This is a genomic window from Zeimonas sediminis (genome assembly GCF_023721795.1).
Lineage (GTDB): Bacteria > Pseudomonadota > Gammaproteobacteria > Burkholderiales > Burkholderiaceae_E > Zeimonas > Zeimonas sediminis.
The window spans coordinates 571,424-597,199 of sequence record NZ_JAMQYE010000001.1 but is presented as its reverse complement, the minus strand read 5'-3'; the positions used below and the strand labels follow the sequence as shown (position 1 = coordinate 597,199).

The window sequence follows — 25,776 nt, the reverse complement described above, 5'->3', positions numbered from 1 at the left end:
TCCTGGGAAGTGAGGGGGGAAGGGAAAGCGCGTATCTGGAAAGGGCCGATTTTCGCTCAGCGGGTGTAGCGGTAGACGGTGATCGCGTCGCTGCCGGAGCGGCCGTCGGCGTCGAGCGCGCCGACCGCGATCGGGTTCGTGCCGATGGCCAGCGCGATCGGGGCGGTCCGCCAGCGGACTTCGGCCAGGCCCGAGCAATCGAGCCATGCCTCTGCGAGGCCCGACTGGCCGGTGGCGGTGTTCGACCAGCTGACCCGGTAGCCCGGGGCGAGCGTGCCCAGCGTTCCGCTGCAGGTGGAGCCGGGCGGAACGAAGGCCGATCCGGCCAGCGCGATCGCGCTGTCGCCGGTTTCCCAGTAGCCGGCCGTGGTCGGGCTCTCGATCTCGAGCCATGCGTCCTCGCCGTCGCCGATCCCGATGACCAGCGACAGCTCGGCGTAGCCGCAGCCGGCGAGCGCGAGCGAGAACGCTGCCGCCGCGGCCGCGCGCTTCATTGCCCGCCTGCCCGCGTCAGGCACGGCCGGCGCTGCGACGGTCGCTGCATCGCGTGCCCATCGCCCTGCGATCAGTCCGCGCGCGACAAGCCGGCGAGCCGCCCGCCGTCGATCACGAAGGTCTGGCCGGTCGTGTAGCGCCCGGCAGGCGACGCCAGGAAGACCGCAGCGCCGGCGATCTCGTCGGGCTCGCCGATGCGGCGAAGCGCGGTGTTCGCGACGCTCTGCTCGAGGATCTTCGGGTCCTCCCACAGCGCGCGCGCGAAATCGGTCTTGATCAGTCCCGGCGCGATGCAGTTCGCGCGCACGTTGCGACGTCCCCACTCGACCGCGAGGTTGCGCGCGAGCTGCATGTCGGCCGCCTTCGAGATGCAGTAGACGCCAATCACGTCCGAGCCCTGGAAGCCGCCGATCGACGACACGATGATGATCGAACCGTCGCCGCGCTCGGCCATCTGCGGCGCGACCATGTTGCACAGCCAGAAGTTGCTGCGCACGTTGCTGTTCATGATCCGGTCGTAGGCCTCGTCGGGCATGTCGACCGAGGGACCGAAGTACGGGTTGACCGCCGCGTTGCAGACCAGCACGTCGATCGCGCCCCACTTCGCGTTCGTGGCGTCGACCAGCGCCTGCAGCTCCTCCTTGCGCCCGATGTTGCAGGCCACCGCGATCGCTTCGCCGCCGCGCGAGCGGATTCCCTCGGCCACCGCCTCGCAGGCGTCGATCTTGCGGCTCGAGATCACGACCTTCGCGCCTTGCTCGGCCATCCGTTCGGCGATCGCCCTGCCGATGCCGCGGCTCGCGCCGGTGATCACCGCGACCTTTCCTGTCAGGTCGAATAGAGACATCCGTGTCCTCCGTTGTCGTTGCTCGTCAGCCCGAAGGATGACAGCAAACCCTCCGGCCTGCTCGGGGCCGCGCACCGCGGCGTTCCACGACCGGATGTCGCCCCGGGCGGGCGCTTCGTCGGGAGGCACGGGCGGGTTCGAGGTCGCCGGGTCAAAGTGTCGCCAATCCGGTGATCTGTCGTGGAGGTTCGAGGATGTCCGCCTGTTACGGCGATACGCTGCTGTACCGCAACCGCGTCTTCCGTCTCGGTTCGCGCCCGCTCGAGCACTGGTTCCGCCTGGTGGGCGCGCGGCCGGCGCTGCGCAGGCCGAGCCACCTGCCTGCCGACGCGCCCGACTATTCGGCGACCTGGGAGGTCGGCGAGGACGGCATGTTGCGGCTGGTCGGCCTGACCGGCAGCTGGCCCGACACGAATCCCCTCGCGCTGGGGCACCTGTTCCCGTTCGCCGACGACTCGGTCGTGGCGAGCTGGTACACCGGCACGCTGCGCGGCAGCCGCACCGGCCCCCTGCGTTCGGCGCTGGCGTCGGTTCGGCGACCGGATCCGGCGCAGTGCCCTGGCAATCCCGCGGCGGGCCTGTTGCTCTCCGACCTCGCGCTCGAGTTCCGATGCGGACGGCTGCTCGATGCGAGCGGCGAACCCTTCGCGGGCCGCCAGGCCGAGGGAGAGTTTCCCCGCTGGGCCGCGACCCTGGTCTGAGGCCGATCCGGGAGCCTAGCTCGACAGCCGCAGCACGCGCCAGGCCGAGAAGGTCGCCAGCGCCGAGCCGCCGGCGCACAGCGCCATCGCCCAGCCGTAGTGTCCGCTCGAGTCGAACAGCGCGCCGGCAGCGACCGGCCCGAGAAGCGCGCCGAAGGCGGCGCCGGTGTAGAGCAAGCCGATGATGCCGGACACGGCGCGCAGCCCGAAAAGGTCGCTGCAGATCGGCGGCAGCAGCGAAACGATCCCCCCGTACGACAGCCCGAACAGCAGCGCGAACAGCGCGAAACCGCCGTAGCCGTCCGCCGCGGCCCACAGCAGGAAGGACGCGCCCAGCGTGGCCTCGGCGATGATCCGGGTGCGCAGGCGGCCGAGCCGGTCCGCGAGCGCGCCGATCCCGAAGCGTCCGATCAGGCTGCCGATGCCGATCAGGCCGACCAGCGCCACCGCTTCGGTGTCGGGAATGCCGGCGTCGCGGGCCGACGCGGACAGGTGGGCGAACGGCACGAACATCGGGATGCCGGCGGCCAGCGTGCTGGCGTAGAGCCAGCGGAAGCCCCGGGTGCGCACCGCCTCGCGAAGCGACAGGCCGGCAGGCGCGGTGCGACGCGCCGCGACCGACGCCCGCGCGATGGCCGCCCCGGCGAGCGCCGGTGACACGGCGCCTGCCGAGGGAGGCGGCGATCCGGTGCTGCCGGACTCCGGGGGCGCCGGCGGCCTGTCGCCATCGGCCCCCAGGCCGTGCCGGCCCGGATCGCGGTCGAGGAACCAGGCGGCCCCGAAGCCGGCGACGACCACCCCCAGCGCGAGCCAGCGCATCGCCTCGCGCCAGTCGAGGCTGGCGATCAGCCAGCTGGCGATGACCGGCACGACCAGCGTGCCTGCGCCGATCCCGGAACTGGCGATCCCCGATGCCAGGCCGCGCCGGCGGGCGAACCAGGGTTGCACCGCGCCCATCGACGGCGTGTAGACCAGCGCGACGCCGATCCCGATGCCGAGCCCGTAGGCCAGGTAGATGCTGCGCAGGTCGGTCGCGATGCTCGACAGCAGCAGCCCCCCGGCCAGGCAGCTCATTCCGGCCAGGCCGGTGGCGCGCGGCCCGAAGCGGTCGGCCAGCGCGCCGCCGACCGCGCCCAGCGAGAAGTAGAGCAGCGACGACAGCCCGAACACCCAGGAGACGTCGGCCCGTTGCGCGTCGAACTCCTGCGACCAGGGCTGGAAGAAGGCGGCGAACGAGTAGGCGACCCCGAAGATCACCGTCATCGCGGCGAAGGCCGCCCAGACCACGTACCAGCCGCGGAACAGCGGCGTGTCGCGTGTCATCGCCGGGGACCGCCGCGGCCGTCGCTCAGGGCAGCCGCGCTTCGATCAGGAAGGGGCCGCGGCGTTTCAGCGCCGCCGTGAGCAGATCGTTGAAGCCTTCGGCCGTGTCCGCGGCTGCCGCCTCGACGCCCATGCCCCTGGCCAGCGCCACCCAGTCGAGCTCGGGATCCTCGATCGCGAGCATCCGCTTGGCGCGCTCGCCGGGATTCTCGACGCCGACACCCTTGAGCTCGCCTTGCAGGATCCGGTAGCCGCGGTTGGCCAGCACGACGGTGACCACGTCGAGCCGCTCGCGCGCCTGAGTCCAGAGCGCCTGCAGCGTGTACATGCCGCTGCCGTCGCCTTCCAGGCTGATCACCTTGCGATCGGGGCAGGCAATGGCGGCGCCGGTGGCCATCGGAAGCCCCTCGCCGATCGCGCCGCCGGTCAGCTGCAGGTAGTCGTGCGGCGCCGAGCCGTCGGTGTAGCGGAACAGGGCGCGCCCCGAGGACACCGATTCGTCGCACAGGATGGCCTGCTCGGGCAGCATCGCGGCCACCGACTGCATGACCGCCTCGGCGGTGAGCCTGCCCGCGGCGGCCGGCGTCATGCAGATCGCGTCGTTGGCGAGCGGCGCGGTGGCGCCCGCGCCAAGCTCGTCTAGCAGCCAGCGCAACGCGTGCTCGAGGTCGTCGTCGGCGCCGGCCACCCGGATCGTCTCGCAGCCTGCCGGCGTCATCATCGACGGCTTGCCCGGGTAGGCGAAGAAGGATGCCGGCGGATTGGCGCCGAGCAGCAGCAGCACGTCGATGTCGGCCAGCGCGGCGAGCGCCTGGTCCACCGGATAGGGCACGCGCGGCACCACGACCCGGCCCCGCCCCCGCTCCACCCGGGCGTTCGACTGCTGGGACAGCAGGCGCACGCCGGTGGCGGCGGCGATCCGGGCGGCGATGCCGAGGCAGGGCTCGCGCAGCGCCCGGCCGGACATCATCAGCGTGACCCGCTTGCCCGAACGGATCGCGGCGACCGCCTGGGCGATCGCGGCCGGATCGGCCTTGCCCAGCGGCGGGGGGGCCAGCGGGGCGGCCGGGCCGTCGGCCTCGTTCCAGGCTGTGTCGGCGGGCAGCGCCAGCGTCGCGATCTTGCCGGCGCCGGTGCGCGCCTGGTGGACCGCCTCGGCGGCGTCGCCGGCCACAGATCGCGAATCGGGGGACATGCGGAACCAGTGCGACACGGGCCGGGCAAAGCCTTCCAGGTCGCTGGCCAGCGGCGTCTCGTAGCCGCGATGATGGATCGCGTGCTCGCCGACGATGTTGACCACCGGGCTGCGCGCCTTGCGGGCGTTGTGCAGGTTGGCCAGGCCGTTGGCCAGGCCCGGGCCGAGGTGCAGCAAGGTGGCCGCCGGCTTGTCGGCCATCCGGGCATAGCCGTCGGCGGCGCCGGTGACCACGCCCTCGAACAGGCCCAGCACGCAGCGCATGCCGGGCACCGTGTCGAGCGCGGCCACGAAGTGCATCTCCGAGGTGCCGGGGTTGGTGAAGCAGACCTCGACCTGCGAGGCGAGCAGGGTGCGGACCAGCGATTCGGCGCCGTTCATTCGGGACTCTCCGCTCACATGCCCAGGATTCGGCCGATCTGGGCGATGTAGCGGCTGCCCTCGAACGCGTCGGCGACCAGCTCGTCGCCGAGCTTGTGCATGGTGTCGCGCAGGCCGTGCAGGCCGCGGTGAAGCTCCTCGCCCTCGGTCGACGGCGCGCCGAGCGCCGCGCGCAGCTGCTCGACCTCGGCGCGCAGCGCCTCGACGCGGCTGGAGTCCTTGCGCGCCTTGGCCAGGTCTTGCTCGAGGGCGTCGACCAGTCGGCCGACCTCGTCGAGGTCGATGTTCTTCGGGTCGGTATCGGGGCGATTCGTTTCGTTCACGGCGATGACCCGGCGCGAACCGGGTGTCGGATGGATCTGCGCCCGATTCTAGACCGGGGTTGACGGACGGGCGAGGGCAGGGCGTGCCGGAATGCGCAGCCCCCGGCGCGGCGAGCGCCGGCGCGCGTCAGTCGTAGTCCCAGATCAGGTGGGCATCGAGCAGCAGGCGGGCGAGGCGCTCGAGCGCGTCGACCCTCGCCTCGAGGCTTGCGACCGCCGCCTGGCTCGCCTGCCGCCGGGCGAGCAGCACCTCGCCGAGACCCGCCTCGCCGAGCGCGTGCGCGCGCTCCAGCCGCGCCGCCACGCCGGCCTGCATTTCGGCGACCCCTTCGCTCGCGAGCCACCGTTCCCGGCTTGCCTGGATCGAGCGGACCAGCGCGCCGACCTCGGCCTGGAGACGCCGCTGCACGGCCTCGCTCCGGCGCTCCAGCCCGGCGGCGGTCGCGAGGCTCGCATCGGCCGCGGCCCGGCGCGACTCGCCGGCGAGCGGAATCGACAGGTAAAGTCCGACCACGGTGTCGGCGCCGCTTCGCTCGCGGGCCACACGCACGCCCACGGTCGGATCGGGGCGCCGCTCCGCCGCCACGCGCCGGCTCTCGGCCGCGCCGCGCGCGGCGGCCGCGCGGGCCAGCAGCAGGCCATGGTCCTCGTCGACCGCAAGCCGCCCGAGCCGCTCGAGATCGGCCGGCAGCTCGGCTGGCGTCGGCGCCCGGGGAGCCTCGAGGTCGGCCAGACCGGGGAAGCGTCTTGCCAGCACGATGCGGGCACCGTCGGCTCGCGATGCGGCTGCGCGTGCCGCCGCCTCGGCCTCGCCCGCCGACGCACGGGCCCGGCTCAGGTCGAGGGCCGAGGCGTCGCCCAGTCCGACGCGCCGCTCGACGACCGAGGCCTCTCGCGTCGCGATCGCGGCCTGCTCCCGGAGCAGGCCTGCGACCGCCGACGCGCGGATCCAGTCGTACCACAGCCCCAGCAGTTCCCGGCCCAGCTCGTGGCGGGCGTCGGCCAGCGCCAGTTCCGCCTCCGTGACGACGGTCTCGCCCACCTGCCGATCGAGCCCCGCCTTGGCTCGCGACCGCAGCGGCCGTTCGAGCCCCAGCTCCCAGTCGGTCGTGCGTTCGGTCTCGCCGCCCTCGGACGCGCGCCGCCTCGCATGGTCGACCCGCGCCGACCATTCCTGCGGCCCGGCGATCAGCTGGCGGCGCGTCGCCAGGCCCGCGTCCAGCAGCGAAGCCGCCGCCCGCACGTCTGGCGCCTCGGTCAGGGCCTGACGAACGCGTTCGGCCGGGGGCAGCTCGGCCGGATACACCGGCGCGTCGGCTCCTTGCGCGAGCAGGGGCGAGAGCAGCGCGAGCGCGGCGACGAGACGTCGGAGCTTCATTGCAGGCTCCCGGAGTCGAGAAGGGGCACCGACCAGTAGTGCACCGGCGCGCCGGGCATCGCCTGCCGGATCGCCTCGAGCAGCGTGTCGCGGGCGACGGCGGAGAGCGCGATCTCGATCCGGATCCGTCTCCCTCGGCCTCGCACGTTCTCGTCGGCGCCCACCAGGGGGACGCGCACGCCATGGCCGTCGGCAGGCACGCTGGTGAAACCGCCCGCCAGCTCGGGCATGCCCAGGAGCAGGTCGACCAGGGCTTCCTCCAGCGCTGCCGGCGCCACCAGCGTGAGCATCGTGTCGGGACGAGTGGGTGTCATGCTCGGGCTCCTTCGGTCGCTGCCGGGCGGCGGTCCAGGCCGAAGCGGCGAAACAGGATAGGCAGCAGCAGAAGCGTGAGCAGGGTCGAGCTGACCAGGCCGCCGATCACGACGACGGCCAGCGGGCGCTGGATCTCGGAGCCCGGACCGCTGGCGAACAACAGCGGAACCAGGCCGAAAGCCGCGATCGAGGCGGTCATCATGACCGGTCTCAGCCGCCGCCTGGCCCCTTCCACGACCGCCTCCGTGATCGTCATGCCCTTGTCGAGCAACTGGTTGAAGTAGGTGACCAGAACCACGCCGTTCAGCACCGCGATGCCGAGCAGCGCGATGAAGCCGACCGAGGCCGGCACCGACAGGTACTCGCCCGCCAGCAGCAGGCCGAAGACTCCCCCGACCAGCGCGAAGGGCACGTTCGCCAGGACCAGCACAGCCTGTCGCACCGAGCCGAACGTCGAGAAGAGCAGCAGGAAGATCAGCAGCAGGGCGATCGGCACCACGATCGCCAGCCTGGCCGCGGCGCGCTGCTGGTTCTCGAACTGGCCGCTCCACTCCAGCCCGTAGCCCGCGGGAAGGGCGATCTCCGACGCCACCCGGGCCTGCGCCTGCTCGACGAAGCCGACGAGGTCGCGACCGCGCACGTTCGCCTGGATCGTGACGTAGCGCGCGCCGTTCTCCCGGTCGATCTTCACCGGGCCGTCGACCCGCTCGAGGTGCGCCACTGCCGACAGCGGGACCGCGCCCGCGCCGGGGATCGGTAGCCGCAGGTCGGAGAAGCGCGCGAGGCTGGCGCGAAAATCCTCGTCGGCGCGTATCAGGATCGGCACCCGACGGCCGGACTCCACCACCGAGCCGGCCACCTGTCCCTCGATCACCGAGCGCAGCGAGGCCTGGATCTCGTCGACCGACAGGCCGAGCCTGCCGGCCGCGAGCCTGTCGATGACGACCTGCAGGTACTGCATGCCCTCGTTCTTGGCAGTGAACACGTCCTCGGCGCCCTCGATCCCGGCGAGCAGCCGCTCGATCCGGCTCGCGAGCTCTCCCAGCCTGGCCAGGTCGTTGCCGAAGACCTTGATCGCGACGTCGCCGCGGACGCCGGTGAGCATCTCCGACACCCGCATCTCGATCGGCTGGGTGAACGTCGCCTCGACGCCGGGGAAGTCGGCCGCCACCGCGCGCAACTGGTCGGCGAGCCAGCCCTTGTCCGGGCGACGCCAGGTCTCGATGGGCGCCAGCACCAGGAAAGTGTCGGTCTGGTTCAGCCCCATCGGGTCCAGGCCCAGCTCGTCGGAGCCCGAGCGAGCGACGATGCTCCTAACCTCCGGCACGCGCTCCAGGATCGCGCGCTGGATCCGCGTGTCCACGTCGAGCGTCTGCTCCAGGCTGATCGAGGGCAGCTTCTCCAGCTGCATGATGATGTCGCCCTCGTCCATCGTCGGCATGAAGCTCTTGCCGACCATGGCGTAGGCGCCGCCCGCCAGGAGCAGGAGCGCGAACGCGGCGAGCACGACGCTGCGGCCGTGCGCCATCGCCCAGCCGAGGGCAGGGCGGTAGGCTGCGTCGAGCTTGCGCACCAGCCACGGCTCGTGCGCGGCGCCCTGTCGCAGCAGCAGCGAGGCGAGCACCGGTATCACGGTCAGCGCGAGCAGCAGCGACACCGACAGCGCGTAGACGATCGACAGCGCCACCGGGATGAAGAGCTTGCCCTCGAGGCCCTGCAGGGTCAGCAGCGGCACGAAGACGATCACGATGATGCACACGCCGGAGGTGACCGGCACGGCCACCTCGCGAACGGCACGGTAGACCAGGTGAAGCTTCGACGTCGGGGCGGTCGCGCCGCCCTCGGACAGCCGGGTCTCCACGTTCTCCACCACCACGACCGAGGCGTCGACGAGCAGGCCGATCGCGATCGCGAGGCCGCCCAGGCTCATCAGGTTCGCCGACAGCCCGGTGTAGCGCATCAGCACGAACGTGCCGAGCGCCGCGAGCGGCAGGGTCAGCGCGACGACGAGCGCCGCCCGCAGGTTGCCCAGGAAGGCCAGCAGCAGCGCCATCACCAGCACGATCGCTTCGAGCAGCGACCGCGACACGGTGCCGACCGCCCGCTCCACCAGCGACGAGCGGTCGTAGAAGGTCTCGATCGTGACCCCGGCGGGCAGGCCGGGTGCGATCGCCGCCAGGCGTGCCTTCACGCCTTCGATCACCGCCTGGGCGTTGGCGCCCCGAAGCCCGAGCACCAGCCCCTGGACCGCCTCGCCGCGGCCGTCTCGGCTGACCGCGCCGTTGCGCGTAAGGCTGCCGATGCGCACCTCGGCGACGTCGCCGACACGCACCGGCGCGCCGTTGCGCTGTTCGACGACGATCGCCGCAAGGTCTTCCACGTTGCGAACCGCGCCCTCTGCCCGCACGATCAGCGCTTCCTCGCCGTCGGCGAGCCGGCCGGCGCCGTCGTTGCGGTTGTTGCGCTCGACCGCTTCGCGCAGCTGATCGAGGCCGATGCCGCGCGCGGCGAGCAGCTGCGGGTTCGGAACGATCTCGTAGGCCCGCGAGTGGCCGCCCAGGATGTTGACGTCCGCCACGCCGGCGATCGTTCGCAGCTGCGGGCGGATCACCCGTTCGAGCAAGGTGCGCTTTTCCTCGAGCGACAGCGGTCCCTCGATCGTGAACATGTACATCTCGCCCAGCGGCGTGGTGATCGGCGCCAGCCCGCCGCTCGCCTGCGCGGGCAACAGGTCCATCGCGCTGGCGAATCGCTCGGCGACCTGCTGGCGGGCCCAGTAGATGTCGGTGCCGTCGTCGAAGTCGATCGTGATGTCGGTGATCCCGTACTTGGAGACCGCCCGCAGCAGGCGCTGCGAAGGGATGCCGAGCATCTCCTGCTCGATCGGCACCGTGATCCGGCTCTCGACTTCCTCGGGCGTCATCCCGGGCGCCTTCACGATGATCTTGACCTGCGTGGTCGACACGTCGGGGAAGGCATCGATCGGCAGCGAGCGCATCGCAACGATGCCGGCTCCCACCAGCAGGGCGGTCAGCACCAGCATCAGCAGGCGTTGGGTGAGCGCGAACTCGACGATTCTGGACAGCATCGGCTCACTCGGCCCGGCTTGCGCCGAGCGCGGCCTTGAGCTGGCTCGCCCCCCGCGCGACGACCGGCTCGCCCTCGGCCAGCTCGCCCCTCACGACGAAGTCGCCGCCGGACTCGGAGATCGGTTCGATCGGCACCGTCACGTACGCGTCGCCGCGCCGGACGAAGACGATCGGCGCCGAATCGGCCCGGCCGGGCCTCGTCACGGCGGAGGCGGGAACGCGCCACAGGGGCCGACCGGCCTGCGGCACTGCGATCGCGACCTCGGCCTCGACCTGCTGGCCGGGGTCCAGCCCATCGAGCCGCGATTCCAGCAGCCCGCGCACGACGATCGTCTGGCCCGCGCCCACCGAGTGTCCGATCGCGACCACCTTGCCTTGCGCGCCGGTCGCGGGAATCCGGACCGCCTGGCCGGGCGCGAGCATGCCGGCGAAGCGCACCGGGAGGTCGATCTCGAGCGCCAGCGGCGCGAGCCGGCCGATGCGGAAGAGCGCGGTCGCCGGCTCGACGCGCTCGCCTGCGCGCACGTCCTGGGACAGCAGCACGCCGTCGATCGGCGACTTCAGCACGATCTCGCCGCCGGCTCCGGGCTTCGCCCCGGCCAACCTGAGCAGGTCGCGCCGCTCCGCCAGCTGCGCCGCCGCCTGCCGGTCGGCCGCGCGGCTCGATTCCGCGCGGGACGCCGGGATCAGCCCCTCGGCAAGCAGGGCTTCGTCGCGCGCCAGGGCCCGTGCCGCCCGCTCCCGCTCCGCGCTTGCCTGGGCGAGATCGCGCTGCAGGCCGATCACCTCGGCGCTCATCAGGATCGCGAGGTGTTGGCCGACCTCGACCGGGTCTCCGACGCCGACGAGAACGGCGGTGACCAGGCCGCTGACCGGGGCGGCCACCAGGCGCAGCTGGGCATTCGGGATCGTCACGCGAGCGGGCAGATGGGCCAGCCAGGCGCCCTCGGCCGGGCGCAGGGCGACCGTCTCGATGCCGGCCGCGGAGAATTCCGAGACCTTCAGGGAAGGAGCGGGCGCCGAGGCGTCGGCGGCATGCAGCGACGGCGCGCCGAACAGCGAAAGAATCGCCGCGAGCAGCAGGGTCGCGCGCAGCACGGGGAGGGAGGGGGCAAGGCGTTTGGGCATCGTGTCGGGGCGTGGCTTGACCGGACCGAAGCTTGCGGCGGCCATCGTGAATCGAAGCTGAACGATGGGCCGAAGGCCGCCTGCACGTCCTGACCGGGCTCAAGAATCTGGCAATGGCAGGCCCGCCGGCCTCGCGGCGCGCTCGGGCGGGCTGCGCCGGGGTTCCCGGCAGCCCGCGGTCGACACGACAGCCTTTGGACGAACGCTTTCGAAAAGACGCCGAAAAGGACGGGCGTGGCGCGCGGCTTCAATAGACTGCCGCCATGTCCATCGTTTCCAGCGACCCCTTCCGCCCCGCGGCTGCCGACGGCGAGCTCGAACTGTTGCGCGCCAGCCGGCTGGGCATCGGCCTGATGGTCGGCGCGATGGCCTGTTTCGTGTTCAACGACGCTCTGGTGAAGTACGCGAGCCAGACGATGCCGGCCGCGCAGCTGATCTTCGTGCGCGGCCTGATGGCGGTCGCCTGGATCCTGCTGGTGGCGAGGGCAAGCGGCGCCTCGATACGCATCGGCGACCTCGGACGCGGACGGGTGGCGCTGCGCTCCACGCTGGACGCGCTGGCCACCTTCGCCTACCTGCTGTCGCTGTTCCGGATGCCGATCGGCAACGCGATCGCGATCAACATGGCCTCGCCGCTGTTCATCACGCTGCTGGCCATCGTCCTGCTGCGGGAGCGGGTGGGGCTCGGCCAGTGGCTGGCGATCGCGGCGGGGTTCGCCGGCGTGCTGCTGCTGGTCAGGCCGGCGACCGACGGGTTCAACGAGTTCGCGCTGCTTTGCCTGCTCGGGGCCCTGCTGCACGCGCTGCGCGATCTGGTCACGCGCGGCATTCCGCAGTCGGTCGCGTCGATCACGGTCACGCTCTCGACCGCGACCGCGGTGACCCTGCTGGCCGGCGGCGCGACAGCGGTGCAGGGTTGGGAGCCCTTCGGTCTGTTCGAGTTCGGCTTGCTGGCGGGCGCCTCGGTGTTCCTCGCCGGCGGCTACTACCTGATGATCCGCAGCACGCGAACCGGAAACCTGTCCGCGGTCGCTCCGTTCCGCTACAGTGCGCTGCTGATCGCCCTGGCGCTCGGCTGGATCGTCTGGAACGAGGCGCCCGATCCGGTCGGCTGGACGGGGATCGCCGTCCTGCTGCTGGCCGGCGTTTACCTGCTGCGCCGCCCGGCGGCAATCCCCGCGAGGCCGCGCCTGGGCGGCACCGCCTGAACCCGGAGAAGCCGATGTCGAATGCCGCCTGTGCGGGCCCACCCGGGAAGTTCGTCCCGCGCATCGATCGCAACCGCTGCGAAGCCAAGGCGGCCTGCGTGAGCGTGTGTCCCTGCGACGTCTTCGACATCGCCCCGATCTCGCCCGAGGACCGGGCGGCGCTATCGCTGAGGGGGCGCCTGAAGGCCTGGGCTCACGGCGGCAGGCAGGCCCGGGTGGCCAGGCCCGACGCCTGCCAGGCCTGCGGCTTGTGCGTGAAGGCCTGCCCCGAGGGGGCGATCTCGCTTCAGCGCGCGGACTGAGGCGGGGCTCGTCGAACCGCGGTTCGGCCCCGAGGCTCGGCTCAGCCGAACACGTGCTCGAGCACCAGCCGCTTGAAGTCGGTGGCCGCCACGTTGCCGGCAGGCAGCAGCTCGCCCCGCGAGCTGATCACGACGGGCCCGTGCGCCGGATCGTCGGTGATGCGGCCGTGCGAGCCCTTGACCAGCCCGACGTCCTTCAGCGAAATCACGTCCATCAGCGCGCGCATGCCGAGCTTGCGCTTGGCGAGCCGCCAGGCGGTGGCGACCATCGGAAAGCGCAGTTCCGGATCGACGAACAGCTCGACCGGGTCGTAGCCGGGCTTGCGGTGGATGTCCACGGTGCGCGCGAAGTCGGGCGCCAGCCGGTCGTCGAGCCAGTAGTAGTAGCTGAACCAGCGGTCCGCCCGCGAGATCGCGACCAGCTCTCCCGAGCGCTCGTGGTCGAGCCCGGCGGCGCGCTTGCCGGCCTCGTCGAGGACCGCCTCGACGCCGTCGAGGCGCTCGACGATCGCGCGCACCTCGTCGATCCGCGAAGGGTCGTTCACGTAGACGTGCGCGATCTGGTGATCGGCCAGCGCGAAGGCAACGCTGGCGCCCGGATCGAGGATCTCGCGGCCGAACTCCTCGGGGCGCACCCGGATCAGGCCCGCCTCGCGCAGCGCCCGGTTGATGTGGATCGCGTCGGACACCGGCGTGATGCCGTATTCCGACACCACGATCACGTCGCGGCCGGTGGCGTCCGCGAAGTCGATCAGCTTGCCGCACTCCGCATCGAGTTCGCGCAGGTCGGCCTGCACGCGCGGATGGGCGAGGTCCGGCCCGAGGCGCTGCAGGTTGTAGTCGAGGTGCGGCAGGTAGGTGAGCGTCAGCGTCGGGCTGCGCGTCTGCATCACGTGCAGCGTCGCGTCGGCGATCCAGGCGGTCGACGAGATGTCGGTCATCGGCCCCCAGAACTTGAACAGCGGGAACTGGCCGAGCTTCGCGTCGAGCTCGTCGTGCAGTTCGTAGGGTTGCGCGTAGTGATCCGGGATCTTGCGGCCGTCGGCCGGGTACATCGGCCGCGGCGTCGCGCTCCAGTCGGCGCTGGAGTACATGTTGTACCACCAGAACATCTTCGCGCAGGTGAAGGACGGGTCGCGCCGCTTGCCCGCCTCCCAGACCTTCTCGCCGGCGACCAGCCGGTTCGACTGCCGCCACAGCCAGATCTCGCTGAGGTCGCGGAAATACCAGCCGTTCGCCACCGCTCCATGGCCCGAGGGCATCAGCCCGGTGACCAGCGTCGACTGCACGGTGCACGTGACCGCGGGCACCACCGTGTCCAGCGGCCGCTGTCCGCCGCGTGCGGCCAGGCGCTTGAGGTTCGGAGTGTGCTCGCCGACCAGGGCCGGCGACAGGCCGACGGCGAGAATGACCAGGCACGGTTTCATCGGATCGGGACGCTCGGGAGCATGCCCGGGAGCCGGGCGGGCGGATTGCGAACCGGGCGAGTGTAATACCATTTGCTAGGGCGTCCGACCGTTGGCAATATCCCGCGAAAACGGCCCTCGGCAACCGGTTTCCGGGCGGCCGGAACCGATCCGAGAGTGGGGAGACAGATGAACGAGCCGGTCCGGAGCATCCTGCGCGACTGCCTTCGCGCGCGCCTCGACGAGGCGCAGAAACGCTGGCTCGACGAGCAGCTCGCGGCAATGACCGCCTCGCCCTCCGACAAGTCGCTGCACGTGGCCCTCGGCATGGCCCCGCGCCGTCTCGGCAAGGCCCCCCTCGCGCCCGACGCCGAGGCGCTCGCCCGGCTGGCCGGGCAGGTGCCCGGCTGGTCCCTCGCAGGCTGGAGCGTCGCCGACGCGGCGCGCGTGCTGCTGCTGGCCTCGCTGCCCGCCGAAGGCTTCGCCGAGCGCTTCCGCGACCTGTGCCAGACCGCCGACGTGGCCGAGTCGATCGCGCTCTATCGCGGCCTGCCCGTGTACCCGAACTCGGACGCGCTCGAGCGCCAGGTGGGCGAGGGGCTGCGGGGCAACGTGCAGGCGGTGTTCGAGGCGATCGCCCACGGCAATCCCTACGCGCGGCAGCACTTCGATGCGCATCGCTGGACCCACATGGTGCTGAAGGCGCTCTTCGTGGGCAGCAGGCTGTCGCCGATCGTCGGCCTCGACGAGCGCGCCAACGACGAGCTGGCCCGGATCATGATCGACTTCTCCCACGAGCGGCGGGCTGCCGGCCGGCCGGTCCCGTGGGAGATCTGGCGTTGCGTAGGCCCCTTTGCCAGGGGGTCGATGATCGACGACCTGGCCAGGGCGCTCGACGACGGCGACTGCTTCAGGCAGGCCGCGGCGCTCGGGCTGGCTGCCAGCCCGGATCCCGCCGCGGCGGCGGTGCTCGACCGGGTTCCCGAGCTGCGCGACGCGATCGCCCGCGGCGAGCTGAACTGGGAAGCCCTGTCCGCGCGCTGCGCCTGAGGCCCGTGGCCCCTTTCGAGAAAGAAAGATCAAGAGACTGAAAGATCCAGGAGACGACAGATGATGTTCATCGATCCCCACGCGCACATGGTGTCGCGCACCACCGACGACTACGAGGCCATGGCCGCGGCCGGCGTCGTCGCGGTCATCGAGCCGGCCTTCTGGCTGGGCCAGCCGCGCACCAACGTCGGGTCCTACCTCGACTACCTGTCCACGCTGGTGGGCTTCGAGCGCTTCCGTGCCGGGCAGTTCGGCATCCGCCACTACTGCACGATCGGCCTGAATTCCAAGGAGGCCAACAACGAGGCGCTGGCCGAGGGCGTGATGGAGCTGATCCCGCGCTTCGCGCTGAAGGAAGGGGTGGTTGCGATCGGCGAGATCGGCTACGACGAGCAGACCGCGCTCGAGGACAAGTACTTCCGGCTGCAGCTCGACCTGGCGAAGGAGCTCGACCTTCCGGTCATGATCCACACGCCGCACCGGGACAAGAAGCGCGGCACTTCGCGCTCGATGGACGTGTGCATCGAGCACGGCCTCGACCCGGCCAAGGTGGTGATCGACCACAACAACGAGGAAACCGTTCGCGAGTGCCTCGATCGCGGCTTCTGGGCCGCCTTCTCGATCTACCCGAGCACCAAGATGGGCAACGAGCGGATGGTCGAGATCCTGCGCCAGTACGGCGCCCGGCAGATCATCGTCGACTCGGCCTGCGACTGGGGGATCTCGGAGCCGCTCGGAGTCGCCAAGACCGCCCGCCTGGCGCTGCAGCGCGGGATCCCGGAAGAACAGGTCCGGCTGGCCTGCTACCAGAACGCGCTCGACGCCTACGGCCAGAGCGGGCAGATGAAGGAAGCCGACTGGCTGAACCCGGTCGACATCGACCAGCGCGCGCTCTACGAGGGCAACTCGATCCTGCGCGGCGGCCGCGAGCCGCGTGTCGAGAAGCTCGCGAACCGCCGCTCGATGGACGACCTGATCATCAAGTGAACGGGCAGGGCGCGCCTTGTCGCGGGGCGGCGACGCCTGGCGTCCAGGCGCGCTCGCTGACACGCTCGACGGGCCGCGCGATCGCGTTCTGCAAACCTCCGATTTGCGTTGTTTGAGCGAAGTCAACTGATCTATACTGAATTCACGGGTTCTGCCTGACGGGGGGGTGGTCAGCGCAGGCCCGGCCGGTGCGGAAGATCCCTTTCTCTGATCGGGCTCGTCGTTGCGCCGGAACACGAACGCCGGATCCTTTCCGGCGAATCAATAATCAGGAGGAGCAATGAGTCCCATCAAACTGGGAGCCGCGCTGGTCGCTGCGCTGGGCATCGCGTTCGGCAGCGGCGCCGCGATGGCAGGCCCGAAGATCAAGCTCGAGCCGGTCGTCACGAAAGTCAACACGCCGCTGGCCATGGTCCAGCCCCCGGGTGACAACCGGATGTTCGTCATCGAGCAGTTCGGCCGGGTGCGGGTGGTCGAGAACGGCAAGATGCTTCCGGTGCCGTTCCTGGACGTGCGCAGCAAGATCGTCAAGCAGCACCACGACTTCGACGAGCGGGGCCTGCTCGGCATCGCCTTCCACCCGAAGTTCAAGGAGAACGGCAAGTTCTACGTGGCGTACAGCGCGCACCTGGACTTCCAGCAGGATCTCGGCCAGATGCTCTGGTACGACCACAGCAACGTGGTCGAGGAGTACACGGTTTCCAAGAGCGACCCGAACATGGCCGATCCGAGCACCGCGCGCCGGATCACCTCGATCCCCTGGCCGCAGTTCAACCACAACGGCCACTGGATCGGCTTCGGTCCCGACGGGATGCTCTACATCTCCACCGGTGACGGCGGCTACGCGAACGACTGGGGCATCGGCCACAACGTGACCGACGGCAACGGCCAGGACCGGACCACGATGCTGGGCAAGATCCTGCGGATCGACGTGGACAAGCGCACCGGCGACAAGCCCTACGGCATTCCCGACGACAACCCGTTCGTCAAGGACCGCAACTCGCTGCCGGAGATCTGGGCCTACGGCCTGCGCAACCCGTGGCGCTGCTCCTTCGACACCGGTAGCGGTGCGCTCTTCTGCGGCGACGTGCAGCAGAACAGCTACGAGGAAGTCAGCATCGTGGGCAAGGGGCAGAACATGGGCTGGCGCCGCATGGAGGCCACGCACTGCTTCGACTACACGAAGCCCGACAACCATCCGGCCAGCTGCGACAAGAACGGCCTGACCCTGCCGATCCTGGAGTACAAGAACTGCACCGCCAAGCCCGACGGCTGCATGGGCATCTCGGTCACCGGCGGCTACGTCTACCAGGGATCGCACGCTGCCTGGAAGGGCAAGTACATCTTCGGCGACTGGAGCAAGTCCTTCGCCGAGATGGACGGCCAGATCTTCATCGGCTCGAAGGGCGCGGACGGCAAGTGGACGATGGAAGTCGCCGAAGTCGTGGGCATGTCGGGCAAGCTGCCCTACATCCTGGCCTTCGCGCAGGACGCCAATGGCGAGGTCTACGCGCTGACCTCGGTCACCACGGGTCCGAACGGCTCGCTGGACACGATCTACAAGATCGTTCCGGCGCAGTGATCGTCGCCTGAGCGGCAAGGGCAAGGGCGCCACGGGCAGTCGCCCGTGGCGCCCTTTCTGGTTTCTGGAGCATTCGATCTGGTCGGCGCAGCCCCCGGGGGGCCGGGGCGCCGACTCAGAAGGGGTTCACGAGGTTCATGAAAGAGCGAACGATGACGAAAGGCAAGGTCAGCGCGGCAATCGCGGCAGCCATGCTCTGCCTGTCGACCGGCATCCATGCCAGCGACAAGCCGGGCGAGGAGAAGCCGCCGGAATTCACCAAGGCCTTCCTGGAGGATCCGGCCAACATAGAGATGGGCAAGCAGGTGTGGCAGCAGCAGTGCCGTCACTGCCATGGCGCCAGTGCCTATCCCGGCAAGGCGCCCAAGCTGGTCCCCGGCCGGATGGATGCCGACTTCATCTACGACCGCACGACCTACGGTTTCCGGAAGATGCCGGCCTGGAAGGACGTCTTCTCGCAGCAGCAGCGGATGGCCGTCGCAGCCTACATCAAGAGCCACGAGTTCTCGCCCTGACCTCGCCAGGCGCGGCTTGCGCCGCGCCACCTGGCGATCAGGCTGCCGGCGCGGACGAGCGGCGACGCGAGGTGAGCCAGGCGACCAGCAAGGTGAGCAGCAAGAGCATCACGCCCATGCCCTCGCGCGCGGTTTCCTCGTTCCACCAGACTTCCTTGTGCCAGAAGCCCGGCATCTGCGGCCAGTAGTACAGGGTCGCGGCGATGCCGGCCAGCAGGCTTAGTTGCAGCAGGCGGCTGCCGAGGGGCGTGCGCAACAGCGGCAGCCGGAAGGCGGCGAGGAAGGCCCAGATCATCGGCACCGCGTAGATCGCCATCCACAAGGGCCCGTCGGGGTCGTTGTACTGGACCGCGACGAAGGCGAGCATCAGGAGTCCCAGCAGGATATTCAGGTAGCGCATGGCGAAAGATGTCTCCGGTTGAATCGGCCGATCGAGCCGGCCGTCCAGACATTTTCTATCCATGACCGTTGGTACACAATGTCGACAGAGACCGGTCGCTTCGCGGCCGGAATGAAAGGGCGGCCGAGATGACCATCCCGCTTACGAGTTCCGAGGTCGGGCAACAGACCGTGTGGCAGCGGTTCGCCGTGCCGTTCGAGTTCCCGGTGGTGTTCACCGAGAACCTTTTCGCCCCGGAAAACCCGGCCCTGCGCGACGCGGTGGCGAGGCTCGAGCCGGCGCGGCGGCACCGCCTGATCGTGTTCGTCGACGACGGCCTGGCGGCCTCGCGCCCCGAGCTCGTCGACCAGGTCCAAGCCTACGCGGACCATCACGCGGCGAACCTCGAACTCGTCTGCAAACCGGTGCTGGTGCCCGGCGGCGAGAAGATCAAGGCCGACCTGCACTTCATCGAGTCGATCCAGCAGTCGCTGTTCGACTTTCACATCGACCGCCACTCCTACGTGGTGGCGATCGGTGGCGGCGCGGTGCTCGACGCGGTCGGCCTGGTGGCCGCCACCACGCACCGGGGCGTGAGGCACATCCGCATCCCCACCACGGTGCTGGCGCAGAACGATTCGGGGGTGGGCGTCAAGAACGGCGTGAACCTCCACGGCGTTAAGAACTTCGTCGGCAGCTTCGCGCCGCCCTTCGCCGTGCTCAACGACATCGATTTCGCGCTGAGCCTGCCGGACCGCGACAAGATCGCCGGCATGGCCGAGGCGGTGAAGGTCGCGCTGATCCGTGACGCGAGCTTCTTCAGGTGGCTCGAGCAGAACTCCGAGAACCTCGCCACCTTCGAGCGCGGCGCGATGGCCACGATGATCCGGCGCTGCGCCGAGTTGCACATGCGGCAGATCGCCCACGGCGGCGACCCCTTCGAGACCGGCAGCGCCCGGCCGCTCGACTACGGCCACTGGTCGGCGCACAAGCTCGAGAGCATCACCCGGCACCACGTCCGCCACGGCGAGGCGGTCGCGATCGGCATGGCGCTCGACGCCCGCTACTCGGTGCTGAGCGGCCTGCTCGAGCCGGGCCAGGAGGACCGCATCTGCGCGCTGCTGGAGTTCCTCGGCTTCGACCTCTGGCACCCCGGCATGCTGCGCACCGAGCCCGACGGCGAGCTGACCATCCTGGCGGGGCTGCGAGAGTTCCAGGAGCACCTCGGCGGCGAGCTGACGATCACGCTGCTCGGCGACATCGGCACCGGCGTCGAGGTCCACGAGATCGACACCGAGCGCATGAAGGAAGCGCTCCACTGGCTGCAGAAGCGCCTGGAGGCCTGATGCGGATCGCCGGCGATGCGCACCTGACCTACTGCACGAACATCCACGCCGGAGAGTCGATCGACCAGGTGATGGCCGGCCTGGCGACCCATTTGCCCGAGGTGCGCAGGCAGGTGGCGGGCGACGCGCCGATGGGGGTCGGCCTGCGCCTCGGCGCGCAGGCCACCGAGGCGCTCGCGGATCCTGCCCGTCTCGAGGCCCTGAAGGGCCTGCTCGACGACGGCGGCTTCTACGTGTTCACGGTCAACGGCTTCCCGTACGGCACCTTCCATGGCGCGACCGTGAAGGAGGGCGCCTATCGCCCCGACTGGAGCGATCCGCTCCGGCTCGAATACACGAACCGGCTTGCCTCGCTGCTTGCGCAGCTGCTGCCCGAAGGCATGACGGGCAGCCTGAGCACGGTTCCGTGCACCTTCAAGCCCTGGGCGGCGGGCCGGCTGGATCGGATCGTGGACAACCTGATCGCGCACGTCGCCCACCTGGTGGCGCTCGAGCGCGAAACCGGCAAGTCGATCTGCCTTGCGCTGGAGCCCGAGCCTTTCTGCTTCCTCGAGACGATCGCCGAGACCGTCGAGTTCTTCGAGAAACGGCTGTACGCCCCCCAGGCAATCGCGCGGCTGGCCGCGATCGCCGGCCTGACGCCGGCGCGGGCGGCGGAGGCGATGCGCCGTCACGTCGGCGTGTGCTACGACGTCTGCCATGCCGCGGTCGAGTTCGAGGACGCGGCGGCCAGCATCGCCGCGCTGCGCGCGAGCGGCATCCGGATCGCCAAGGCGCAGCTGAGCTCTGCCTTGCGCGTTGCCTGCCTCGACGAGGCGAGCGCCGCGCGGCTCGCGGAGTTCGACGAGCCGACCTACCTCCACCAGGTCGTCGAGCGCCGCGACGGCGCGCTTCGGCGCTTCGCGGACCTGCCCGAGGCGCTTGCCGTGCGGGAGTCCGGCTACGGCGCCGAGTGGCGGGTGCACTTCCACGTGCCGGTGTTCCTGCCCGAGATGGTCGGCTTCGGCACGACACAGGCCTTCCTTGCCGAGCTGCTCGCGCTTCACGCGCGAGAGCAGGTCAGCCAGCACCTCGAGGTCGAGACCTACACCTGGGACGTCCTGCCCGAGGCCTACCGGAACGTGCCGCTGGCGACCGCGATCGCGCGCGAGCTCGACTGGGTGAAAGAGCGGATCGGCTGAACGATGAAACTGAAGACAGTGCTCGCCCTGGGCAGGGTGTCGAACCTGCCCACCGTCTGGACCAACACACTGGCCGGCGCGGTGCTGGCGGGTGCCGCGAGCTTCGGCCCGCGCATGCTCGTGATGCTGCTCGCGTTCTCCCTGTTCTACGTGGGCGGAATGTTCCTGAACGACGCCTTCGACGCCGAGTACGACGCGCGCCACAGGCCCGAGCGGCCGATCCCCTCGGGCGAAGTTTCGCGCGCTGCGGTGTTCGTGGCGGGTTACGGCCAGATGCTCGTCGGCTTGCTGCTGCTTGCCTGGGCGGGCAACGGTTTCGAGCCTGCGACCGGCGCGGCCCCGGTGCTCGCCGGCCTCGGTCTCGCGGCGGCGATCACCCTGTACGACGCCTGGCACAAGGGCAACCCGCTCAGCCCGCTGCTGATGGGGCTGTGCCGGGTGCTGGTCTACGTGGGCGCGGGCTTCTGCGTCGCGCTGTCTCTGCCCGGCGCGCTCTGGCTGGGCGCCGCGCTGCTGCTCTGCTACCTGATCGGCCTCACCTACGTGGCCAAGCAGGAGAACCTCGGCGAGGTGCGCAACCTGTGGCCGCTGCTCTTCCTCGCTGCCCCGGTCGCCTACGGCGCCTGGGTCTCGGCGCAGTCTCCGGCGGTCGCGCCTTTCCTGCTCGCGCTGGTGGCGTGGATGCTGGTCGCGCTCTGGTTCCTGCGCCGCCGCCGGCCGGGCGACATTCCGCGCGCGGTGATCAGCCTGATCGCGGGCATCTCGCTGCTCGATGCGATGCTGATCGCCGCCGCGGGCGCGCCGGCGCTGGCGGTCCTGGCGCTGGCGGGCTTCGGCGTCACGCTGTTCCTGCAGCGCTACATCTCGGGAACCTGAGCGAAGGGTTCAGGCCAGGCCGAAGCCGAGCGCCGACAGCGCCTCGCGAAGCCGGTCGCGACCGGACAGGCTCTGCGGCCCCGCGACCCGCGCGGCCGACCTCCGGGACCAGTCCAGATCGCTCATTTTCTGGGCGGCCTGGAACGCGCGCATCGCGGCATCGTAGCCGGCGACCGCCTCGCGCTCGCCCTCGGTGCGGTAGCGCTCGCGGTGCAGCACCACCGACTGCGGCAGCCGCGGCTTTACGCCCGAGAGCTTCGCCGGGTCGGCGTAGCCGACGCACAAGCCGAACACCGCCACCGCGTCGGGCGGCAGGCCGAGCTCGGCCGCGACCTCCTCGGGGCGGTTGCGCATCGCGCCGATGTAGACGGTGCCCAGGCCCATCGACTCGGCAGCCAGCGCCGCGTTCTGCGCGGCCAGCGCGGCGTCGATCGCCGCGACCAGGAACATCTCGAGATAGCGGTTGGCAGCGGCGGTTTCGCCGAGCGCCTGCGCGTTGCGATCGAGGCGCGAGAGGTCGGCGATCCAGACCAGGAACAGCGGGCAATCGCGGATGTGCGCCTGGTCGTTCGCGAGCCGCGACAGCCGCGCCTTGCGATCCGGGTCCTCGACCGCGACCACGCTCCAGGCCTGCAGGTTCGACGAGCTTGCCGCGGACTGCGCCGCCGCCACCAGCAGCTCGAGGGTGCCAGCCGGAAGCGGGCGGTCGAGGTAGGCGCGCACCGATCGATGCTGCAGCATCGCCTCGACGACCGGACCGATCGGCAGGCTGCCCGGCTCGACCGGATGGCCGTAGCGCGCCGACAGCGCGTCAGCAAAAGTGTTCGGAGCATCCGCGGTCCGCGGCGCATCGGCGGCGCGGCGCTGGCCGACCGTCGCGGCCCGCAGCGCGGCGGAGTTCTCTGCGCGGTCCATCGGTCAGGCCGCCGGCGTGAGCACGTGGATCGCGCGGCTCGCGACCATGTCCTTCGTCTTCGCCGCATAGGCCGCCATGTGCGGGGCGCGCGCGTGGGCGCCCAGCGCGTCGAGGTCGCGCCACTTCTCGATGACCACGAAGCTGTCGGGCCCGAAGCTGGCCTGGAAGCCGAGCGGCGGCGTGGCGTCGACGGCAGCGTCGTACTCGATGCAGCCGTCTTCGGCGAGCACGTTCGGGCGATTGGCGCGGAAGGCTTCGAGCACCGCGTCGCGCTGGCCGGGCTTGGCGGTGATGATGGCGAGAACGTGGATCAAGATGTGCTCCAGTCGGGAAGTGAAGGGCTTCTCTCGCGCGCAGGCGCCGCCCGGAACGGCCGGCCGTCGAACACGAAGCCCGGGTAGTCCTGCGCAGCCACCTCGTCGCAGATACCGCGGTAGCGAGCCATGCCGCCGGCGTAGGGCATGAAGATCCGGGGCTTGCCCGGCACGTTGGCGCCGAGGTACCAGGAATGGCTGACGTTGGCGAGCAGCGTGGCGTCGGCCGCCGCCTGCACCTTCCGCTGCCATTGCTCGGCCGCCTCGTCGGTCGCCTCGACCCGGGAGAGGCCCCGCTCGCGCATCCGGGCGATGCAGTCGGTGATCCAGTCGACGTGCTGCTCGATCGCTACCGGCAGGTTGCACAGCACCGACGGGCTGCCGGGGCCGGTCACGGTGAAGAAGTTCGGGAAGCCCGGCACCTGCAGGCCCAGGTAGTTGCGCGGCCCGGCCTTCCAGGCCTGCTGCAGCGTGAGACCGTCGCGGCCTTCGATCGCGATCTTCAGCAGCGCGCCGGTCATCGCGTCGAAGCCGGTCGCGAACACGATGATGTCCAGCGGGTAGGTTGCGTCGGTGGTCCGGATGCCTTCCGGGACGATCTCGACGATCGGCGTGGCCCGCAGATCGACCAGCGACACGTTGTCGCGATTGAAGGTCTCGAAGTAGTCGGTGTCGATAGGCGGGCGCTTGGCGGCGAACGGATGGTCGATGTCCGACAGGATCGCGGCCTTGACCGGGTCCTTGACCACCTGGCGGATCTTCGCCTTGATGAACTCGGCAGCGGTGTCGTTGGCCGCCTGGTCCACGAGCAGGTCCTTGAAGGTCGCGCGAAAGCGCAGTCCGCCTTTCTCCCAGGCCGCCTCGTAGATCGCCTGGCGCTCCTCGGGCGAGGTCTCGCGCGCCGCGCGGTCTGCGACCATGAACGGATGGCCGTTCGTCGTGGCCTGCATCACCTGCCTGATCTCGTCGACGTGCTCGCGCACGTACTGCTTGAATTCCTCGGTGAGCGGCTCGTTGCGCGCCGGGATGCTGTAGTTCGCAGTGCGCTGGAAGACGGTCAGGTGCGCGGCCGAGGCCGCGATGACCGGCGCGCACTGGATGCCGGTGGAACCGGTGCCGATCTGGCCCACGCGCTTGCCGGTGAAGTCCACCCCCTCGTGCGGCCATTCGCCGGTGTGGTACCAGCGGCCGGCAAAGCTGGACAGACCGGGAATGTCGGGGATGTTCGCCGCGGACAGGCAGCCGACCGCCGCGATCAGGAAACGGGCGCTGTAGCGCTCGCCGGTGTCGGTCTCGACCAGCCAGAGGTTGGCCGCCTGGTCGTAGTGGGCGGCCGTGACCCGGGTGTTCAGGCGGATGTCGGGGCGCAGGCGGTAGCGGTCCGCCACGTGGTTCAGGTAACGCAGGATCTCGGCCTGACCCGGATAGCGCTCCGACCACTCCCAGTCGCGCACCAGGTCGTCGTCGAAGTAGTAGGAGTAGGAGTGGCTCTCCGAGTCGCAGCGCGCGCCCGGATAGCGGTTCCAGTACCAGGTGCCGCCGACGCCGTCGCCTGCCTCGAGCACGACTGCGTCCATCTTCAGGTGGTCGCGCAGGCGCAGCAACTGGTACATGCCGGAGAAGCCCGCGCCGACGATCACCGCGTCAAGGTGTCGCGGCGCGGGGGCGGGGACTGTCGACTGGGTATCGGTGCGGTCGCTCATCTCGGGCCCGGGGAATCGATTGCAGACCGATCGATCATAGTCGGCCGGGCGCCGCAGCGCGACCCGTTCGGCGCTCTGCGCTCGGGACCGACCGCGCGCGGCGGCCGTAACCGGAACACCGCGACCCGATCCCTGGTTGCCACGCGCGGGCGCGGGGCGGCGAGCTCGTCGATGCTCTCGCCGGGGGCCCAGGGCGGCTCACCGGACGTCGGCCGCGGCCGACGAAACCATGCTGTTGAAGGCGTTCGTCGCCTGTTCGCGCAACGCACCGCACCGGGGGTCGCCCCGGTAACACTCGAAGCTCGCCCGGAGTTCGAACCGACCGTTCGGCAGCGGGTTCTTGGTGACCGTGCCCTGCAGCAGGCCCGGGCCGGCCGGCGGCTCCGTCTTCAGCGCGACATCGGTGACGGTCCTGACCGGCATTCCCGTGAGTTGCTCCAGCGCCTCGTGCGCCCGGATCCACATGATCTTGCACTGGGTCGGCGAGCCGCACACCGGGCTCGCCGCCACGAGCGACCTGGAATCCTGCTTCTGCGTCGCGGCCGGCTGCGCAACGGACGCCGGCTGAGGCTGGGACTGCGGTGCCGCGCAGCCTACGAGATAGAGCGAGAGCGCCAGCATCCTGAACTTGGGCATCGGTCCGATCCTCCCGGAGTCGTGATCGCCGCCGCATGCGCCGGCGAAGGCGCTGCAAGATGCGCCCGAGAAGGAGAAGTATAGGTTCGGGTGCTCGCCACGCTGCAAGAGCGGGGCGAAGCACTATGCGACAAGCTGCACGACCGCAGGTAAGAAAAAAGGGCCTGGAAATCGCTCTCCAGGCCCTTCGATGTAGTGGC

Annotated in this window: 25 protein-coding genes; 10 read left to right on the top strand and 15 right to left on the bottom strand. The window is 70.5% G+C overall.

Translation table 11 applies throughout. The features are described 5' to 3' along the window. Positions 1 to 56: 56 nt before the first annotated feature. Together M6I34_RS02760 and M6I34_RS02755 are read right to left on the bottom strand one after the other, a co-directional pair. Positions 57 to 494, bottom strand: a complete 438-nt coding sequence (locus M6I34_RS02760; RefSeq protein WP_272484186.1) for a hypothetical protein — start codon at positions 492 to 494, stop codon at positions 57 to 59. 71 nt (positions 495 to 565) lie between these two features. Then, the gene (locus M6I34_RS02755) at positions 566 to 1,342 is read right to left on the bottom strand and encodes an SDR family NAD(P)-dependent oxidoreductase (RefSeq protein WP_272484185.1); all 777 of its coding nucleotides are present in this window, start codon (positions 1,340 to 1,342) and stop codon (positions 566 to 568) included. Positions 1,343 to 1,536: 194 nt separating this feature from the next. On the opposite strand from M6I34_RS02755, the gene M6I34_RS02750 reads away from it, so the two are divergent. Continuing rightward, positions 1,537 to 2,043 (top strand): hypothetical protein, encoded by a 507-nt coding sequence (locus M6I34_RS02750; protein WP_272484184.1) that lies wholly within the window; start codon positions 1,537 to 1,539, stop codon positions 2,041 to 2,043. Positions 2,044 to 2,058: 15 nt separating this feature from the next. On the opposite strand, the gene M6I34_RS02745 is transcribed toward M6I34_RS02750, so the two are convergent. The 7 genes from M6I34_RS02745 to M6I34_RS02715 all read right to left on the bottom strand — a co-directional run bounded on the left by M6I34_RS02745 (position 2,059) and on the right by M6I34_RS02715 (position 11,220). Beyond that, complete coding sequence (locus M6I34_RS02745) at positions 2,059 to 3,366, bottom strand: MFS transporter (RefSeq protein ID WP_272484183.1); 1,308 nt, start codon at positions 3,364 to 3,366, stop codon at positions 2,059 to 2,061. 25 nt (positions 3,367 to 3,391) lie between these two features. Next, positions 3,392 to 4,942: an acetolactate synthase large subunit gene (locus M6I34_RS02740; RefSeq protein ID WP_272484182.1), complete on the bottom strand. Its 1,551-nt coding sequence runs from the start codon at positions 4,940 to 4,942 to the stop codon at positions 3,392 to 3,394. 14 nt (positions 4,943 to 4,956) lie between these two features. Further along, positions 4,957 to 5,265, bottom strand: a complete 309-nt coding sequence (locus tag M6I34_RS02735) for a hypothetical protein (protein WP_272484181.1) — start codon at positions 5,263 to 5,265, stop codon at positions 4,957 to 4,959. Between the two features lie 127 nt (positions 5,266 to 5,392). After that, positions 5,393 to 6,643 carry a TolC family protein gene (locus M6I34_RS02730; protein WP_272484180.1) on the bottom strand — a complete coding sequence of 417 codons (1,251 nt, stop codon included), beginning with the start codon at positions 6,641 to 6,643 and terminating at the stop codon, positions 5,393 to 5,395. Further along, on the bottom strand, positions 6,640 to 6,957 hold the full coding sequence (locus M6I34_RS02725) for a DUF3240 family protein (RefSeq protein ID WP_272484179.1): 318 nt from the start codon (positions 6,955 to 6,957) through the stop codon (positions 6,640 to 6,642). The genes M6I34_RS02730 and M6I34_RS02725 overlap by 4 nt, the downstream gene beginning before the upstream one ends. Continuing rightward, positions 6,954 to 10,046, bottom strand: coding sequence for an efflux RND transporter permease subunit (locus M6I34_RS02720; RefSeq protein WP_272484178.1), 3,093 nt, complete (start codon positions 10,044 to 10,046; stop codon positions 6,954 to 6,956). Before M6I34_RS02720 ends, M6I34_RS02725 begins: the two co-directional genes overlap by 4 nt. A gap of 4 nt (positions 10,047 to 10,050) precedes the next feature. Continuing rightward, positions 10,051 to 11,220, bottom strand: coding sequence for an efflux RND transporter periplasmic adaptor subunit (locus tag M6I34_RS02715; protein ID WP_272484177.1), 1,170 nt, complete (start codon positions 11,218 to 11,220; stop codon positions 10,051 to 10,053). 218 nt (positions 11,221 to 11,438) lie between these two features. On the opposite strand from M6I34_RS02715, the gene M6I34_RS02710 reads away from it, so the two are divergent. Beyond that, a complete protein-coding gene (locus M6I34_RS02710) occupies positions 11,439 to 12,383 on the top strand; it encodes a DMT family transporter (protein WP_272484176.1) in 945 nt (314 codons plus the stop codon). Positions 12,384 to 12,481: 98 nt separating this feature from the next. Continuing rightward, positions 12,482 to 12,685: a 4Fe-4S dicluster domain-containing protein gene (locus M6I34_RS02705; protein WP_272484175.1), complete on the top strand. Its 204-nt coding sequence runs from the start codon at positions 12,482 to 12,484 to the stop codon at positions 12,683 to 12,685. 41 nt (positions 12,686 to 12,726) lie between these two features. On the opposite strand, the gene M6I34_RS02700 is transcribed toward M6I34_RS02705, so the two are convergent. Further along, the gene (locus M6I34_RS02700) at positions 12,727 to 14,112 is read right to left on the bottom strand and encodes an alkaline phosphatase family protein (RefSeq protein WP_272484174.1); all 1,386 of its coding nucleotides are present in this window, start codon (positions 14,110 to 14,112) and stop codon (positions 12,727 to 12,729) included. Between the two features lie 168 nt (positions 14,113 to 14,280). On the opposite strand from M6I34_RS02700, the gene M6I34_RS02695 reads away from it, so the two are divergent. The 4 genes from M6I34_RS02695 to M6I34_RS02680 all read left to right on the top strand — a co-directional run bounded on the left by M6I34_RS02695 (position 14,281) and on the right by M6I34_RS02680 (position 18,225). After that, positions 14,281 to 15,141 carry an EboA domain-containing protein gene (locus tag M6I34_RS02695; RefSeq protein ID WP_272484173.1) on the top strand — a complete coding sequence of 287 codons (861 nt, stop codon included), beginning with the start codon at positions 14,281 to 14,283 and terminating at the stop codon, positions 15,139 to 15,141. Between the two features lie 60 nt (positions 15,142 to 15,201). Further along, positions 15,202 to 16,128 (top strand): TatD family hydrolase, encoded by a 927-nt coding sequence (locus M6I34_RS02690; RefSeq protein ID WP_272484172.1) that lies wholly within the window; start codon positions 15,202 to 15,204, stop codon positions 16,126 to 16,128. 280 nt (positions 16,129 to 16,408) lie between these two features. Continuing rightward, positions 16,409 to 17,710, top strand: a complete 1,302-nt coding sequence (locus tag M6I34_RS02685; protein WP_272484171.1) for a PQQ-dependent sugar dehydrogenase — start codon at positions 16,409 to 16,411, stop codon at positions 17,708 to 17,710. Between the two features lie 152 nt (positions 17,711 to 17,862). Further along, on the top strand, positions 17,863 to 18,225 hold the full coding sequence (locus M6I34_RS02680; protein ID WP_272484170.1) for a c-type cytochrome: 363 nt from the start codon (positions 17,863 to 17,865) through the stop codon (positions 18,223 to 18,225). 37 nt (positions 18,226 to 18,262) lie between these two features. On the opposite strand, the gene M6I34_RS02675 is transcribed toward M6I34_RS02680, so the two are convergent. Continuing rightward, entirely contained in the window at positions 18,263 to 18,625 is a 363-nt protein-coding gene (locus tag M6I34_RS02675) for a transmembrane 220 family protein (RefSeq protein ID WP_272484169.1), read from the bottom strand. A gap of 128 nt (positions 18,626 to 18,753) precedes the next feature. On the opposite strand from M6I34_RS02675, the gene M6I34_RS02670 reads away from it, so the two are divergent. Genes M6I34_RS02670 through M6I34_RS02660 form a run of 3 tightly spaced genes read left to right on the top strand, consistent with a single transcriptional unit; the run spans position 18,754 to position 22,007 of the window. After that, the gene (locus M6I34_RS02670) at positions 18,754 to 19,950 is read left to right on the top strand and encodes a 3-dehydroquinate synthase (protein WP_272484168.1); all 1,197 of its coding nucleotides are present in this window, start codon (positions 18,754 to 18,756) and stop codon (positions 19,948 to 19,950) included. Next, positions 19,950 to 21,131, top strand: a complete 1,182-nt coding sequence (gene eboE / locus M6I34_RS02665; RefSeq protein ID WP_272484167.1) for a metabolite traffic protein EboE — start codon at positions 19,950 to 19,952, stop codon at positions 21,129 to 21,131. Before M6I34_RS02670 ends, eboE begins: the two co-directional genes overlap by 1 nt. 3 nt (positions 21,132 to 21,134) lie before the next feature. Further along, the gene (locus M6I34_RS02660; protein ID WP_272484166.1) at positions 21,135 to 22,007 is read left to right on the top strand and encodes a UbiA family prenyltransferase; all 873 of its coding nucleotides are present in this window, start codon (positions 21,135 to 21,137) and stop codon (positions 22,005 to 22,007) included. Positions 22,008 to 22,016: 9 nt separating this feature from the next. Here M6I34_RS02660 and M6I34_RS02655 read toward each other — a convergent pair whose 3' ends face one another. The 4 genes from M6I34_RS02655 to M6I34_RS02640 all read right to left on the bottom strand — a co-directional run bounded on the left by M6I34_RS02655 (position 22,017) and on the right by M6I34_RS02640 (position 25,576). After that, positions 22,017 to 22,922 (bottom strand): nitroreductase family protein, encoded by a 906-nt coding sequence (locus M6I34_RS02655; protein ID WP_272484165.1) that lies wholly within the window; start codon positions 22,920 to 22,922, stop codon positions 22,017 to 22,019. Positions 22,923 to 22,925: 3 nt separating this feature from the next. Next, positions 22,926 to 23,237 carry a putative quinol monooxygenase gene (locus M6I34_RS02650; RefSeq protein WP_272484164.1) on the bottom strand — a complete coding sequence of 104 codons (312 nt, stop codon included), beginning with the start codon at positions 23,235 to 23,237 and terminating at the stop codon, positions 22,926 to 22,928. Further along, a complete protein-coding gene (locus M6I34_RS02645; protein ID WP_272484163.1) occupies positions 23,234 to 24,940 on the bottom strand; it encodes a flavin-containing monooxygenase in 1,707 nt (568 codons plus the stop codon). The genes M6I34_RS02650 and M6I34_RS02645 overlap by 4 nt, the downstream gene beginning before the upstream one ends. Positions 24,941 to 25,138: 198 nt before the next feature. Continuing rightward, positions 25,139 to 25,576: a hypothetical protein gene (locus M6I34_RS02640; protein ID WP_272484162.1), complete on the bottom strand. Its 438-nt coding sequence runs from the start codon at positions 25,574 to 25,576 to the stop codon at positions 25,139 to 25,141. Between the last annotated feature and the right edge of the window lie 200 nt (positions 25,577 to 25,776).